Genomic DNA, 14,974 nt, shown 5'->3' with positions numbered 1-14,974 from the left:
GGAGCGAAACGCAAAGCCGTGCAAGAAAATCTTGTGCGGTTTTTCTATTTTCACCTGTGTGAAAGTAGTAATTTCTTCAAAAAGAAGAGCCTCACGGGTTGGGGCTCTTTCTAAATGAAGAAGCAAAAAAAAGTTGAAAAAAACAGCAAAAATTTAATTAAGAAAAGAATAAATCAATAAAATATTAACCAAAAAAATTAAAACAAATGAAGAAATTATTACTTTCTTTCGTTGTATTGCCAGGAGCTTTAGCCACTGCTCAGGTGGGCATTAACACAGATGAGCCAAAAGCCATGCTAGACATCAGCGCAAAAGACGACCAAAAAGGAGACCTGCGCATAGAAGGTGTTGAGGAGAAATCTACCCAATGGCTTTTAGTTTGGGATGAAGAAGACCAAAAGGTGAAGCGTACAAGTCTCTCAGACCTCAAATGGGATATAATAATAGTAGATAAAGAGAAAATAAATTATATCCGCGATAAGCAGCCAGGCAGAGCCGGGGAGATCATCAATAAAATCAAACAATGTACGCCACAAAACATAGTTTTTGACAAGCACTTTGGTGACGGCAAACATGATTTTGTGTATTGTGCTACAACTGTAAGCGAGGGCGGCTACAATAGAACATGGCTCAACCTCAACCTTGGAGCGGCGTATGCAGACATAAATAATCCTGATTTTGACCCGACGGTTAATAAAGTTAATAAAACAGGCGAAACTATCCACAGGGACAAAAATCTTTATGGTTCATTATACCAATGGCAGAGAGCGAGTGATGGGCATGAGTTTAGGGATTCAGAAACTACCCCTAAACTAGCCGATACTTGGACAGACACAGGCGAAGCAGCAGGGAAGTTTATTACTATAGGGAACAACAATGACTTTAACTGGGTTGAGAATGGTAAAGGTGCATCAGATTCAGATTTAGAGTTGTGGAGAGCAGGAAGAGTTAATAACCCTTGCCCGTCTGGTTTCCATGTTCCGACGCTAGAGGAGTGGCAGCAATTAATCAATGCTGTAAGAAGTAATAATCAAATGTATACACAGAATAAGTTACCAAACCTTGCAGTTGCTGGCTACCGTAGCTATAACAGAAATGGTTTACTGGATGAAGTGGGTACTGAAGGTCACTGCTGGAGTAGCTCTGTTAGCAACAGTAACCGCGCTTACCACGTGAGCTCACTCAGTGGACACATCACTATGAACGACAGCGACCGAGCTATCGGGCTCAGCGTGCGTTGTATTAAGAATAATTAAACGTTTATTTAAAATCAGAAAATCATCAATTAAAATTAAAGGCTTAGAGAAAAATTTTCTAAGCCTTTAAAAATTTTAGGAGAATAAATCAACCCGTAGTTCATTTAGATTTTAATGATTTATTGGGCTAAAAAAGTAAGAAGATTAACATTTAAAACTTGCCCCAGTAAGACTTTATTTGTATTTTTATAAGGCTAGAACGAAGCCATATTTTGAAAAAATTAGTTGATTTTTCTATATAAGCAATTGCTTAGGTAATTTCATTGACTGAAGATTCAGGAAGTTGTGAAAATAACTATATTGCCAATTCAAAAATTAGCCTTATGAAGATTAAATTCCATCTAAAATATTCAACGCATTTGGGCGAAAATATATTTGTAGTAGGAGATATACCAGAGCTTGGTAATGGTGATAAAAGTAAGGCTTTGCCCATGCAATTCTTTAATGAATCGGAATGGTATGTGGAGTTTGAAACGAAAAAGAAAAAATTTGAATACACCTATTTTGTCAGGAATTTAAAAGATTCAAGCATAAGAGAAGAATGGGCGCCGCATCATTTTGAGTGTCATATTCTGAGTAAAAACCTGATTGTGCGTGATTTTTGGAATATCCCCGTTTTGCCACAGTATAATTTAGGCACTACACTTTTTGATGAAATTTCATCACAATTTAAATCTCAGAATCTTAGAGCTTTAAAAAAGAATACGCATCGGTTTAAAATTCACTTCCCTGTTTTTAACCCACATCAAGTTTTATTGCTTACGGGCAATACACCAAAATTAGGTGAATGGGATCCCAAAAGAGCCATTGAAATGAAACCCGCAGGTAAAAATTTTTGGTATATTGATGTAGCAATGCCTGCGCTTCTCTGTGATTTTGAGTACAAATATGCTCTTTATGACAAAACGGAGAAGAGCGTGAAATTTTTTGAGACGGGCGCCAATCGAATTGGGCACCCTGTGGGGGCGGAGGATGTGCAAATTTATAATGATGTTTGTTTTCGAGTCCCGGAATTAGACCGATGGCGACTCAGCGGGTTAGCAATACCAGTTTTTTCTATCCGAACGAAAGAAAGCTGTGGAGTAGGAGAGTTTTCTGATTTAAAAGCTTTAGGAAAATGGGCGAAAAATGCAGGTTTCTCATTAATTCAAATTTTACCAATCAATGACACCACGGCGCATTATTCTTGGCTAGATTGCTATCCGTATGCAGCGATTTCAGTTTTCGCATTGCATCCCATGTATTTGAGTTTAAAGGAATTACCTTATTCGCTCAACAAAAAAGAAATTTTAAGCCTTGAGAAAAAATCTAAAATTCTAAATCAATCTTCTGGAGTTGAATATGAAGCGGTCAATCAGTATAAACGAGATTTTACACAAAAATATTTCAAAAGAAATTGGCGAAAAATAGCACGTGATAAAGATTTTTTAAGCTTTAAAAAAAATAATAAAAACTGGTTGATACCTTACGCTGTTTTTTCTTCTCTGAGAGATGAATACGGAACGACTAATTTTGAGCAATGGCCAGCGTACCAGCAACCGAGCGAGGAGCTAATGAATTGCATCAATGATGAGCAACATTTGCTGCATGCAGCGGTGAATTATTACTGTTTTATTCAATGGATTTTGGATATGCAGTTGAGAGATGCGGTAGACTTTTTGCACCGAGAAGGTGTCGGGCTGAAAGGAGATTTGCCCATCGGGATTAGTCGCCATAGTGTTGATGCATGGGAGCATCGGGAACTATTTCATATGAATCAACAGGCTGGCGCTCCGCCTGATGACTTTGCAGTTTTGGGGCAAAATTGGGAATTCCCAACCTATAATTGGGGCAAAATGAAAGATGATGACTACACGTGGTGGAAGAGCCGATTTCAGTTCATGGCAAGGTATTTTGATGCTTTCAGGATAGACCACATTCTTGGATTTTTTAGAATTTGGCAAATCCCGATGCATGCCACACAAGGAATTTTAGGTTATTTTGAGCCAGCTCTAGCATTCAGTGATGAAGAGTTGAGAGAAAGAGGAGTTAGCCTCAGTATCAAGCGTTTGACTCAACCTTTCGTCACTAAAGAAATTTTGAAACAAATTTTTGATAAAGAATTTGAAACAGCTGAAAATAAATATTTTAAAACTCTTGAAGATGAAATTTCTTTGAAAGAAGAATTCTCTACCCAAAGAAAAATTCAGCAAAATCTGGATTCCAATCATCCTCATTTTGAAATTTTAATGAATTTGGTAGCGAATGTTTTGTTCATAGAAGATGAAAATCGGGCAGGGCATTTCCACCCACGATTTAATTTGATAGAAACTCTATCGTATCAAGATTTAGACGAGCATCACAAGCACGTTTTATATCTTTTGTACACCGATTATTTTTATCACCGCAACGAGGACTTCTGGAAAATAAAAGGTTTAGAAAAATTACCGATGCTGAAAAAAGCAACAAATATGCTCACGTGTGGCGAAGATTTAGGCATGATACCAAAAGTTGTTCCCGAGGTGATGCAAGAATTAGCCGTTTTAAATCTTGAAATTCAGCGGATGCCTGGGCGTGTTGATAAACTTTTTACACACCCAGCAGATTCGCCTTACCTTTGCGTGGTGTCTCCTTCTTCGCACGATACCAGTACGTTACGGCAATGGTGGAAAGAAAATCGAGCGGGGATAAAGTTTTTTTATAACCAATGGATGGGGCATGAAGGCGAGCCACCACAGGAGCTTAGCGAGCCGCTGCAAGAGGAGATTCTGCACCAGCATTTATTTTCACCAGCGATGCTAAGCATTATTCCGATACAGGAATTTTTAGGAATTGACTCGAGTACTAGAAATCCAAAAGAAGATGATGAGCGGATAAACATCCCGTCAGTTTTTCCGCATAAATGGGATTACCGAATGCACATCAGTGTAGAAGATTTAATTGAAAATAAAAAATTTACACAAAAACTAAATGCACTGAATCAGAAATGTGGTAGAATAAAAGGAGATATAATACAGTTTTGGAAATGATTTTTTTAAAGGCTTAAAAAATATTTAAAAAAAAGCCGTTTCTTGGTAGATGAGACGGCTTTTCTATTTCATTAAACTCAAAGAAAATTAAGTATGCATACCTCCGTCCACGCTTAGCACTTGGCCAGTGACGTAAGATGAAAGGTCAGAGGCTAAAAACAAACAAGCATTAGCGATGTCTTGTGGTTCCCCTCCTCGTTTCAGCGGGATATTTTGCACCCATTCCTCCACTATTTTTTCATCTAACTTTTCAGTCATTTCTGTTTTTATAAACCCAGGAGCAATGGCATTGCAGCGGATATTTCTAGAGCCTAACTCCAAAGCAACCGATTTTGTAAACCCAATCAGTCCCGCTTTGGACGCTGCATAATTAGCCTGCCCAGCATTTCCTTGAACGCCAACCACAGAACTTATGTTGATGATAGAACCACTTTTTTGTTTCAGCATTGGGCGAATTAAAGCTTTCGTTAAATTAAAAGCGCTGTCTAAATTCACCTGAATTACTTTTTGCCAATCCTCAAAACTCATGCGCATCAATAAATTATCTTTAGTAATTCCAGCATTGTTAATTAAAATATCGACTTGCCCAAAAACTCCTAAAACTTCGTCAATCAACTTTTGTGCAGCATCAAAATCCGATGCATCTGATTGGAAGCCTTTGACTTTGTCGCCATATTTTTCTTCAATTTCGTCTGCCGCCTTTTTAGATGAAGCATACGTAAAAGCCACGCGGCAGCCATTTTCTACAAAAACTTCTAAAATTCCCTTCCCGATTCCGCGGGTAGCACCAGTAATGATGGCTGTTTTTCCTTCCAATAATTTCATTTTCTTGTTTTTATTTTTAAATTTTAAAATTGATGAATAAAGTTAAAAATTAAAAGTATAAATTTTTCACTTTTTTTAAAGCTTCAAAAATATTAATTTTACACTTATGCTAAATCACGAATGTATAAAAAATGCTTTGCACTGGCGTTACGCTGCAAAACAATTTGATTCGGAGCAAAAGATTGCTGAAGAAAAAATTTATCAATTGATGAAAATGGCTAATCTCACTGCCACATCTATGGGCTTGCAGCCGTTTCGTGTGTTATGGATTAAAAATCCAAGAAATTTAAAAGATTTGGGAAATGCTACGTTTTATCAAAAGCAAATTTCAACCTGTAGTGATTTGATTGTTTTAGCTGCTAGGACTGATTTGGATGAAGATTTTGTGAAAGAAATGATTCAATTGATGGAGGAGGAGCGAGGTTTGCAAAAAGGTGATTTGCAGGATTATGAGCAGACGTGTATAAAATTTTTAAAAGGCTTAAAAAATTCAAATGAATTGCAACATTGGGTTGATAAGCAAATTTATATCGTCTTGGGGACTTTGCTTACAGCATGTGCTTTGATGCAAATTGATTCGTGCCCGATGGAGGGTTTTAAAAAACATGATTTAGATGAAATTTTAAATTTAGAAAAGAAAAATTTACGCTCTGTATTGTTGCTTCCTGTGGGAATTCGGACAGAAAAGGATTTTCTTTTGCATGAGAAAAAAGTACGAATCCCTTTAGATAAAATGTTAATTGAATTAAATTAAATGAGAAAATTAGAATTGCACTGGCAGATATTGCTGGGAATGGCATCGGGAGTCGTTTTTGGCTATTTAATAACTTTATGGTCTGGGGGCAAAGATTTTGTGTCTGACTGGGTGGCTCCTGTAGGGACTATTTTCATTAATTTACTAAAATTGATTGCTATTCCGCTGATTTTGGCAAGTTTAGTCAAAGGAATTTCTGATTTAAAAGATATTTCGAAGTTCAAAAACATTGGGTTCCGTACGATTGGCATGTATATTTTTACAACAATCATAGCTATATCCGTTGGTTTAGGATTGGTCAACTTGATTGAGCCAGGTAAAGGTTTACCGCAAGCAACTATAAATCAGTTGGTTTCTACGTATACCGATAATAGTGAGATTTCAGGGAAGATTTCAGAAGCACATCATCAGAAAGAGTCAGGCCCGTTGGACTTTGTTGTAGATATAGTGCCTGATAATATTTTTGCTGCGATGAGTGATAATGGCTCGATGTTGCAAGTCATTTTTTTCGCAATTTTTTTGGGAATTTGTTTACTTTTAATTTCAGAAGAAAAAGCCAAGCCGCTCAAGATTTTTTTTGATTCTTTGAATGAAGTGATTCTAAAGATGGTAGATGTTATTATGTTGACGGCACCTTTTGCTGTTTTTGCACTTTTGGCGAACGTAGTTGTTTCAGCTGATAATCCTGAAATTTTAGAGAAATTACTTTTTTATACGCTTACAGTCATTTTAGGCTTAATTTTGATGGTAGCTGTTTATCTTTTAATTTTATACATCGTTACCAAAAGGAGTCCATTTAGTTTTGTACCCAAAATTGCACCAGCACAGCTATTAGCTTTTTCCACCAGTTCCAGTGCAGCAACTTTACCCGTCACCATGGAACGTGTCAATGAATACGTGGGCGTAGATGAAGAGGTAAGTAGTTTTGTACTGCCAGTAGGAGCTACCATAAATATGGACGGGACAAGTCTTTACCAAGCAGTTGCCGCCGTTTTTATAGCACAAGCATTGAAGTTTCCATTAGATTTGACGCAGCAATTGACCATCGTTTTCACAGCACTTTTAGCATCCATCGGTTCAGCAGCAGTGCCAGGAGCAGGAATGGTGATGCTAGTGATTGTTTTAGAATCTATAGGATTCCCCTCCGATAGGCTGGCAGTTGGTTTAGCATTGATTTTTGCCGTTGATCGCCCGTTAGATATGTGCCGCACCGTTGTGAATGTAACTGGAGATGCTGTTGTGGCGACAGTCGTAGGGAAATCAGTTGGCTTGTTGCATCCGCCGATAGAGAAAAGATTAAAAAAAACTTATCGGTAGAAAACATCTCTCGAATTCAAAATGGAAAAAATCATTATAACCCCTTAAAATTCCATCAAGTTTTTGAAATAACGAAATCATATTTTTATAATTCTGATTTAAGTGCAGAATCAATTTTTTATTAACTAATTTTGTCCTAAATTTTTAAAGCCTTAAAAAATTTTTAAATAACGAATACCGAGAATCGATGCAAAGCTAAATTGGAAATCAAAAAAAGCACGTAATTTAATGAATACCAAATGCTTAATTCTTTTCAAGAAAGGCAATTTAGAGCTAAACGATAGATTTTTGCTAAAAAATTAAAAAAAGTGTAAATTTGCCCTCACTTTTTCACGGGATGTAGCTCAGTTCGGTTAGAGTGCGCGTCTGGGGGGCGCGAGGTCGCTGGTTCGAATCCAGTCATCCCGACTTTTTGATAAATAACGAACTGTTATTTAAATTAAAAATTAGTGAAAAAACACGGAATTAAACCACCTATAAAAATTCAGCAATCAAGATTCAGCAGTTATTCACAATTTATCGCTTACCAAATTAATTGAATTTCAATAAAAATTTGTAAATTGTAGTGGTTGAATACAATTTCATGAATCGTAAAAATTTCATCGAAACCAATTTGCTCAGCAAGAACAATGCTCAGGTTTTTTCAAGATCTTGGTTTGCTTGTGCATATACACTTTATGGCGAATTAATTTATAAATTGTCACAAGAGCGTTTTTTCATTTATTAAATTATATTAAATTAAATAATAAAAAGATATAAACATGAATAAGCAAAATTACATCATACTTTTTATACTTCTTTTCGGAATTTTACAAGCTCAAAACTCAAGCAGTCAAGAACTCACCTTTAAATCACCAGCAGAAAAGTTCACGCAAGCTTTACCCTTGGGTAATGGCCGAATTGGAGCCTTGGTTTTCGGTGGAACACAGCAAGATAGAATTGCCTTGAACGAAATTTCACTGTGGTCGGGCTGTCCCAAAGATGCAGATTTGCCAGGCGCTTCTCAGTATTTAAAACCTATTCAAAAACTGCTATTGGAGGGCAAAAATAAAGAAGCACAGAAGCTTCTTAATAAGCATTTTGTTTCCAAAAGATCTAAATTACCCGATGGGAGAGTGGAGTTCGATGCCTACGGAAACTATCAAACCTTTGGAGACCTGAAGATTAGTTATAAAGATTCATCGGATGCAAAAAATTATCACCGCCGATTGAATTTAGATTCAGCTTTAGCCGAAACAAAATTTTCTAAAGGCTTAAATAAAATTCAACAAAAAGTTTTTACAGACTTCCAAAACGATGTCGTTTGGGTAGAGCTAAGCGGAACCCAGCCCATGAGTTTTTCTTTAGCTTTATCTCGGGAGGAGAATGCATCTCTCAGCGTGCCAAATACTACAGAGATTCAAATGACAGGCCAGCTCAGCTGTGCAGAAGAAAAATACATGAAGTTTGCGGCTGTAGCACAAATTATGGAAAACGACGGAACGGCTAAAGTGAATCAAAATCAGCTAGAAATAGAAAATGCAACACAAGTTATCTTAGCCATCGCAATGCGTACCGATTATGATTATAAAAATGGTGGAGTTGTAGCAAATTACAGCCCTTTAGCTAACGCTAAAACAGATATTTATAAGCTAAAAAACACTAAATTTTCTCAAGCCTTAAAAAATTCTGCACAGCAATTCCAGCAACTTTATCATCGGGTACAATGGAAAACAAAATCAGAAAGTAAATTGCTTGGGAAATTAAGCACGCAAGAACGCCTAGAGCGGTATGCAGCAGGAGAGGAAGACCCTACATTAGCGATGCTCTATTTCAACTTTGGGCGTTATCTGTTGATTAGCAGTAGTCGTCCTGGTCTATTGCCAGCGAATTTACAAGGACTTTGGGCCGTGGAATATCTTACTCCATGGAATGGCGATTATCACACCAATATCAATCTGCAAATGAATTATTGGCCAGCAGCGGTGACTAATCTAGCTGAATTGGAGCAGCCACTTTTTCAGTTGACTGAAAATTTGGTAGAAAATGGTAAAAAAACAGCTCAAAACTATTACAATGCTCGTGGCTGGGTTAATCATATGAAGACCAACCCGTGGTTTGTAACGGCACCAGGCGAGTTTGCCTCGTGGGGCAGTTCTTTGACGGGTGGCGCTTGGCTTACAACGCATATTTGGGAGAACTACCGCTTCACCCGAAACAAAGAACTTTTGGAGCAGTATTATCCCGTAATCAAAGGTGCAGCGCAGTTTTTGCAAGATATTTTGATTGAAGAACCTCAAAACCAATGGCTGGTCACAGCACCCTCTAATTCCCCAGAAAATACTTACATTCAGCCTAATGGCTACCGAGGAGAAACGGTAATGGGCCCGACGATGGATATGCAAATTGCAAGAAATGTTTTTCAAGCCGTTATAGAATCTTCTAAAATTTTGGGTAAAGATCAAGCTTACGCTGATTCTTTAACAATAGTGAGTCAGAGATTAGCACCCAACCAAATTAGCCCAAGCGATGGAGGTATTCAAGAATGGCTAGAAGATTGGCCCGCCGCAGACCCGCACCACAGGCACGTGAGTCATCTGTTTGGTTTACACCCGTTTGATGAAATCAATCGCCAAACGCCAGCGCTTTATAAAGCAGCAAGAAAAACCCTCGAGATGCGTGGCGATGAGGCTACGGGCTGGTCTAAAGCATGGAAGATTAACTTCTGGGCACGCATGGGCGATGGTGACCACGCCTTGGTGCTTCTGAAGAATTTACTGCACCCGATTGAATATTCTAAAAATGGAAATAAACACAGCAGTGGCAGCGGTTCTTACGCCAATTTATTTGATGCGCATCCGCCGTTTCAGATTGATGGGAATTTTGGTGCAACAGCAGGTATTGCAGAAATGCTATTGCAAAGCCATGGCCCGATGGAGTGTATTCGGTTTTTACCAGCTTTGCCACATTCGCCCGATTGGGAAAATGGTGAAATCATGGGTTTGAGAGCCCGTGGAAATGCTGAAACCTCTTTTGCTTGGGAGGATTTTAAATTAAAATCAGCCACTATCACAACAGGTGAAAATCAAAAATATTTTGTTGAAATTCCTGAAGGCTTGAATCTATATTTAAATGATAAAAAAGTAAAAGTTGAAAAAGTAAAAGTAGATTTTGAAAGTCACCCCATTATTAGCTTTTGGGCAGAAAAAGGGAAAACATATACGATTAAGTAAAACAAATTTGCATAATTCAAAAACGTAAAATACATTTGCGGGCAGGTTGAGAAAAGAGAGAAATCTCAACGGAAAGTTTTAACAAAAAAATAACGAAATTTTAACAAATGAAATTTGTGAGTTTCAAAATAAAGTGTAAACACACACACACACAAATAATGAGCTAAACAACTCATTATCAGTAACTTATAATAATTTATTGCTTCCCCGCGGGAGCGAACCGCAAAGCCGTGCAAGAAAATCTTGTGCGGTTTTTCTATTTTCACCTGTGTGAAAGTAGTAATTTCTTCAAAAAGAAGAGCCTCACGGGTTGGGGCTCTTTCTAAAAGAAGAAGCAAAAAAAACCAGCAAAAATTTAATCAAGAAAAGAATAAATCAATAAAATATTAACCAAAAAAATTAAAACAAATGAAGAAATTATTATTTTCTTTCGTTGTATTGCCAGGAGCTTTAGCCACCGCCCAAGTAGGCATTAACACAGAAGAGCCAAAAGCCATGCTAGACATCAGCGCAAAAGACAACCAAAGAGGAGACCTGCGCATACAAGATGTTGAGATGAAAGAAAAGACCGATTGGCTTTTAATTTGGGATGAAAAAGACCAAATGGTGAAGCGCACAAGTCTCTCAGACCTCAAATATGATATGACAGTAGATAAAGGGAAAATAAATTATATCCGCAGTAAGCATCCAGACAAAGCAGATGATATCATCAATAAAATCAAGCAATGTACGCCAGAAAACATACTTTTTGATAGGCACTTTGGTGACGGCAAGCATGATTTTGTGTATTGCGCTACAACTGTAAGCGAGGGCGGTTACAATAGAACATGGCTCACCCTCAACCTTGGAGCGGCGTATGCAGACATAAATAATCCTGATTTTGACCCGACCGTTAGTAAAATAGGCACAGATGCCCATAATGAAGCTAAAACCTACGGTTCATTATACCAATGGCAGCGAGCGAGTGATGGGCATGAGTTTAGGGATTCAGAAACTACCACTGAACTAGCCGATACTTGGACAGACACAGGCGATTCAGCAGGGAACTTTATTATTGGAGACTTTAAATGGGTAGACCTAAACAGAGGTGAAAATGCATCAGATTCAAATTTATTGTTGTGGAGACCAAACGGAGTTAATAACCCTTGCCCGTCTGGTTACCATGTTCCGATGCTAGAGGAGTGGGAGGAATTTTATAAGGCTGTAACGGGTAACGATTTGTCTTTTGACTCTAAGACTACTCATCAAATATTTACACAGGATAAGTTGCCAAACCTTGCAGCTGCTGGCTTCCGTAACTATGGCGATCTGCCACTGCAGGACGAACGTTCTCACGGGTTCTACTGGAGTAGCTCTTCTCACGGTATCCAAAGTCTCTACGCTTACTACGTGAATTTCAGCAATGACAGCAGCAGTATGACCAGCATCTACCCAGCTACCGGCTACAGCGTGCGTTGTATTAAGAATAATTAAACGTTATTTAAAATCATAAAATCATCAATTAAAAATTAAAGGCTTAGAGAAAAATTTTCTAAGCCTTTAAAAATTTTAAGAGAATAAATCAACCCGTAGTTCATTTAGATTTTAATGATTTATTGGGCTAAAAAAGGAAGTTGATAAAGTAAGTCTAAAATCTTTGTCTTTTAAGAAATGATAAATCTGTTTGTAAATTGCGAGCAGATTTTTTTATGGCAAACAATCAATGAAAATTTTTTAAGCCTTTAAAAAAATATTTGTTATAAATCCCCATCATAAATTTCATTATTTTTTCTAAAAATCAAAATCAGCATTATAAATATCAGCCGTATCTTGTTGACTTTGGAGTTGACGTTGCTTCCAGCGTTGTGCTAAAAATTGTAATCGGCTATGGCTGTGTTCTAAGAAATCAATAGTAGATTGGCAAAATCGAGGATTCCCTTCATCCCTCATATCTTTTATACGGTCTTTGGTGCAGCCGCCATAGCAGTTTTTATACCATTCACAAGTGTGGCATTTTTCAGGCAAAATATTTTTCATTTTCCCAAATTTCATTTGGGTACTGCTGTTTATCATTTCAATCAACTGGTCACCTTGCATGATGTTACCCAAGCGCCAATGATCTTCTACGAAGAAATCACAACTAAAAACATCACCATTATGTTCCACTGTAGGGTAGACACCACATTGCTCTAAAAGTGTACATTCTGGTGAAGGCATGTCTACATAGGTATAAAAGACTGAGTCAATATTACGTACCATCGTTGTGGGTTCTCCATTTTCAAAATCATTCCACCATAAATCAAAAATTCTTTTGAGAAATTTCCCATATTTTTCGGGAGTGAGAGAAAAATCTGCAGCTTTGCTAGGGTCTTTTTTATCTGTTTCTACAATCGGGATAAACTGCATCCATTTCATTCCCAATCTTTTGTAGAAATGGTATAACTCATCTGGAAAGTCTGCGGAATAATTGGTAACGCAACACATCGCATTCATTTCAACATCCCAATGGCTTAATTTTTTTTGAGCCGCCATCACCTTTTCCCAAGAAGGTTTTCCTCCTTGCGTAAACCGATATTTATCATGAATATGCTGAGGCCCATCCAAACTTAAACCAACTAAAAAATTCCATCTGCCGAGAAATTGTGCCCATTCATCGTTAATCAGGACACCGTTGGTTTGCAAAGCATTGGCTATCATCTGATTTTTAGCATATTTTTGTTGTAATTTGACAACTTTTTTATAAAAATCCAGCCCCATCAAAGTTGGTTCGCCGCCTTGCCATGTAAATTGCACGTAATCGTCAGCCTGGGATAAACCTTGTTTGATTAATTCCTCCAAAACTTCATCACTCATACGATGTTTTTTAGCCCCAGGGAACATAGCTTCTTTTTCTAAGTAAAAACAATAGGTGCAACCTAAATTACAATCTGGGCCGCTGGGTTTTACGAGAATAAAACTTAAGGGATTTTTGTAGTGCATGTTTTTCGTTTAGAATTAATTTTTTCTTATATTCACAAATTTAATAACTTTCACAAAAAATTTGTTCGATGAAAAGGTACGTAATTATTTTCTTTCTCTATGTTTTTTCGGTAGCATATTCACAAAATAAAAAGCCAAATATCGTCATCATTATTTCAGATGACCATGCATACCAAGCCATTAGCGCTTACAATAAAAATCATCGTTATATCGATACGCCCAATATCGACCGCTTGGCAGAGGGAGGAATGATTTTTCATAAATCTTACGTAAATAATTCCATCTGTGGCCCGAGCCGTGCTAGTCTGTTAACGGGGAAAATGAGCCATAAAAATGGCTACAAAGACAATGAAAATTCATCATACAATAGTAATCAGCAGCAATTTGTAAATTTATTGCAAGAAAACGGATACCAAACAGCCTGGATTGGCAAATACCATTTAGGCTACGACCCTAAGGGTTTTGATTTTTATAAAATACTCATCGGGCAAGGTTATTATTACAACCCAGATTTCATCGAAAAAGGAAAAGGAAAAATAAGAGAAGAAGGCTATGTAGCCAATTTAGTAGAAGATGCGGCAGAAAAATGGCTAGATGAGAGAGATGCAGAAAAACCCTTCTGCTTAGTCATAGGGCATAAAAACACACACCGAACGTGGATGCCTGATTTGCAGGACATTGGAGCTTTTGACAAAGTGAAATTCAGTATTCCTGAAACTTTTTATGACGATTACAGAAGCCGAAAAGCAGCAGCTCTGCAAGAAATGTCTATAGCAAAAGATATGCGAATGGGCTATGATTTGAAGATGCTGGGCGACGACTTTCGGGTAGATAATAATTTTAAGCGGATGAACGAAGAGCAGCGGAAAGCTTTTGAAAATTACTATAAGCCGATTCAGAAAAAATTAGAAAAAAGTAAGCTTAAAGGAGAAAAATTAGCTGAATGGAAGTATAAAAGATATATGAATGATTATTTATCAACAGCGGTTTCATTAGATAGAAATATTGGTAGAACTTTAGATTATTTAGAAAAAAATGGCTTAGATGAAAACACAATCGTGATTTATACTTCAGACCAAGGTTTTTACTTAGGAGAACATGGTTGGTTTGATAAGCGATGGATGTATGAAGAGTCTTACCGTACGCCGTTACTCATCAAATACCCCAAAATAGTGCCCGCAAAATCATCTTCAAATTCTTTTGTGATGAATATTGACATTGCCCCAACATTACTAGAATTGGCAGACGTGAAAATTCCTCGAGATATTCAGGGAGTGTCAATGCTACCGATTCTGAAAAATCCAAATGCTGAAACTCAAAATGAATTATATTATCATTATTATGAAAATGGAGAACATGCCGTTTCGCCGCATTTTGGAGTGAATAATAAAAGATATAAACTGATTCGCTATTACAAAAGAGTTGAAAACTGGGAACTTTTTGATTTAGAAAAAGATCCGCAAGAAATGGACAATATTTTTGATGCACCAAAATACCAAGAAGTGAAAAAAGAAATGATGAAATTGCTGAAAAAAGAAATTCAGGAATATGAGGATTTTGATGCTTTGAATGTGCTTTTTGAAGATCAAGAATTTAAAAAATATTCTAAATAATGTAAAAAAAGAATGGTTTTTGCTACAAGTA

10 protein-coding genes and 1 tRNA gene are annotated in these 14,974 nt (G+C 37.1%); 9 read left to right on the top strand and 2 right to left on the bottom strand.

Annotated elements, in window-relative coordinates; all coding sequences use genetic code 11:
- The first annotated feature begins 206 nt into the window (after positions 1-206).
- Both QOX03_RS06250 and QOX03_RS06245 read left to right on the top strand, forming a co-directional pair.
- Positions 207-1,256, top strand: coding sequence for an FISUMP domain-containing protein (locus QOX03_RS06250; RefSeq protein ID WP_283670469.1), 1,050 nt, complete (start codon positions 207-209; stop codon positions 1,254-1,256).
- Positions 1,257-1,579: 323 nt separating this feature from the next.
- The gene (locus QOX03_RS06245) at positions 1,580-4,264 is read left to right on the top strand and encodes a 4-alpha-glucanotransferase (RefSeq protein ID WP_283670468.1); all 2,685 of its coding nucleotides are present in this window, start codon (positions 1,580-1,582) and stop codon (positions 4,262-4,264) included.
- A gap of 87 nt (positions 4,265-4,351) precedes the next feature.
- Here QOX03_RS06245 and fabG read toward each other — a convergent pair whose 3' ends face one another.
- On the bottom strand, positions 4,352-5,089 hold the full coding sequence (fabG, locus tag QOX03_RS06240; RefSeq protein WP_283670467.1) for a 3-oxoacyl-[acyl-carrier-protein] reductase: 738 nt from the start codon (positions 5,087-5,089) through the stop codon (positions 4,352-4,354).
- A gap of 106 nt (positions 5,090-5,195) precedes the next feature.
- Between fabG and QOX03_RS06235 the strand changes: the two genes are divergently transcribed.
- The 6 genes from QOX03_RS06235 (at position 5,196) to QOX03_RS06210 (ending at position 11,845) form a co-directional block, all read left to right on the top strand.
- Positions 5,196-5,843: a nitroreductase family protein gene (locus QOX03_RS06235; protein WP_283670466.1), complete on the top strand. Its 648-nt coding sequence runs from the start codon at positions 5,196-5,198 to the stop codon at positions 5,841-5,843.
- Entirely contained in the window at positions 5,844-7,160 is a 1,317-nt protein-coding gene (locus tag QOX03_RS06230; RefSeq protein WP_283670465.1) for a dicarboxylate/amino acid:cation symporter, read from the top strand.
- Between the two features lie 333 nt (positions 7,161-7,493).
- Positions 7,494-7,568: transfer RNA gene (locus QOX03_RS06225), tRNA-Pro, on the top strand.
- A gap of 175 nt (positions 7,569-7,743) precedes the next feature.
- A complete protein-coding gene (locus QOX03_RS06220) occupies positions 7,744-7,887 on the top strand; it encodes a hypothetical protein (RefSeq protein ID WP_283670464.1) in 144 nt (47 codons plus the stop codon).
- Between the two features lie 34 nt (positions 7,888-7,921).
- Positions 7,922-10,372, top strand: a complete 2,451-nt coding sequence (locus QOX03_RS06215; RefSeq protein ID WP_283670463.1) for a glycoside hydrolase family 95 protein — start codon at positions 7,922-7,924, stop codon at positions 10,370-10,372.
- A 408-nt stretch (positions 10,373-10,780) separates the two neighbouring features.
- The gene (locus tag QOX03_RS06210) at positions 10,781-11,845 is read left to right on the top strand and encodes an FISUMP domain-containing protein (protein ID WP_283670462.1); all 1,065 of its coding nucleotides are present in this window, start codon (positions 10,781-10,783) and stop codon (positions 11,843-11,845) included.
- Positions 11,846-12,142: 297 nt separating this feature from the next.
- On the opposite strand, the gene QOX03_RS06205 is transcribed toward QOX03_RS06210, so the two are convergent.
- Complete coding sequence (locus QOX03_RS06205; RefSeq protein ID WP_283670461.1) at positions 12,143-13,330, bottom strand: anaerobic sulfatase maturase; 1,188 nt, start codon at positions 13,328-13,330, stop codon at positions 12,143-12,145.
- Positions 13,331-13,398: 68 nt separating this feature from the next.
- Between QOX03_RS06205 and QOX03_RS06200 the strand changes: the two genes are divergently transcribed.
- On the top strand, positions 13,399-14,943 hold the full coding sequence (locus QOX03_RS06200) for a sulfatase family protein (protein WP_283670460.1): 1,545 nt from the start codon (positions 13,399-13,401) through the stop codon (positions 14,941-14,943).
- Positions 14,944-14,974: the final 31 nt, after the last annotated feature.

Origin of the sequence: Candidatus Ornithobacterium hominis (genome assembly GCF_951229915.1) — a bacterium.
Classification (GTDB): Bacteria; Bacteroidota; Bacteroidia; order Flavobacteriales; family Weeksellaceae; genus Ornithobacterium; species Ornithobacterium hominis.
This window is presented reverse-complemented; position numbering and strand designations above follow the sequence as displayed.

What these genes read in the sequence shown, in the direction of transcription:
- QOX03_RS06200 (WP_283670460.1), top strand. Translation starts at nt 13,399, where the DNA reads ATGAAAAGGTACGTAATTATTTTCTTTCTCTATGTTTTTTCGGTAGCA.
- fabG (WP_283670467.1), bottom strand. Translation starts at nt 5,089, where the DNA reads ATGAAATTATTGGAAGGAAAAACAGCCATCATTACTGGTGCTACCCGC.
- QOX03_RS06220 (WP_283670464.1), top strand. Translation starts at nt 7,744, where the DNA reads ATGAATCGTAAAAATTTCATCGAAACCAATTTGCTCAGCAAGAACAAT.
- QOX03_RS06235 (WP_283670466.1), top strand. Translation starts at nt 5,196, where the DNA reads ATGCTAAATCACGAATGTATAAAAAATGCTTTGCACTGGCGTTACGCT.
- QOX03_RS06205 (WP_283670461.1), bottom strand. Translation starts at nt 13,330, where the DNA reads ATGCACTACAAAAATCCCTTAAGTTTTATTCTCGTAAAACCCAGCGGC.
- QOX03_RS06230 (WP_283670465.1), top strand. Translation starts at nt 5,844, where the DNA reads ATGAGAAAATTAGAATTGCACTGGCAGATATTGCTGGGAATGGCATCG.
- QOX03_RS06215 (WP_283670463.1), top strand. Translation starts at nt 7,922, where the DNA reads ATGAATAAGCAAAATTACATCATACTTTTTATACTTCTTTTCGGAATT.
- QOX03_RS06210 (WP_283670462.1), top strand. Translation starts at nt 10,781, where the DNA reads ATGAAGAAATTATTATTTTCTTTCGTTGTATTGCCAGGAGCTTTAGCC.
- QOX03_RS06245 (WP_283670468.1), top strand. Translation starts at nt 1,580, where the DNA reads ATGAAGATTAAATTCCATCTAAAATATTCAACGCATTTGGGCGAAAAT.
- QOX03_RS06250 (WP_283670469.1), top strand. Translation starts at nt 207, where the DNA reads ATGAAGAAATTATTACTTTCTTTCGTTGTATTGCCAGGAGCTTTAGCC.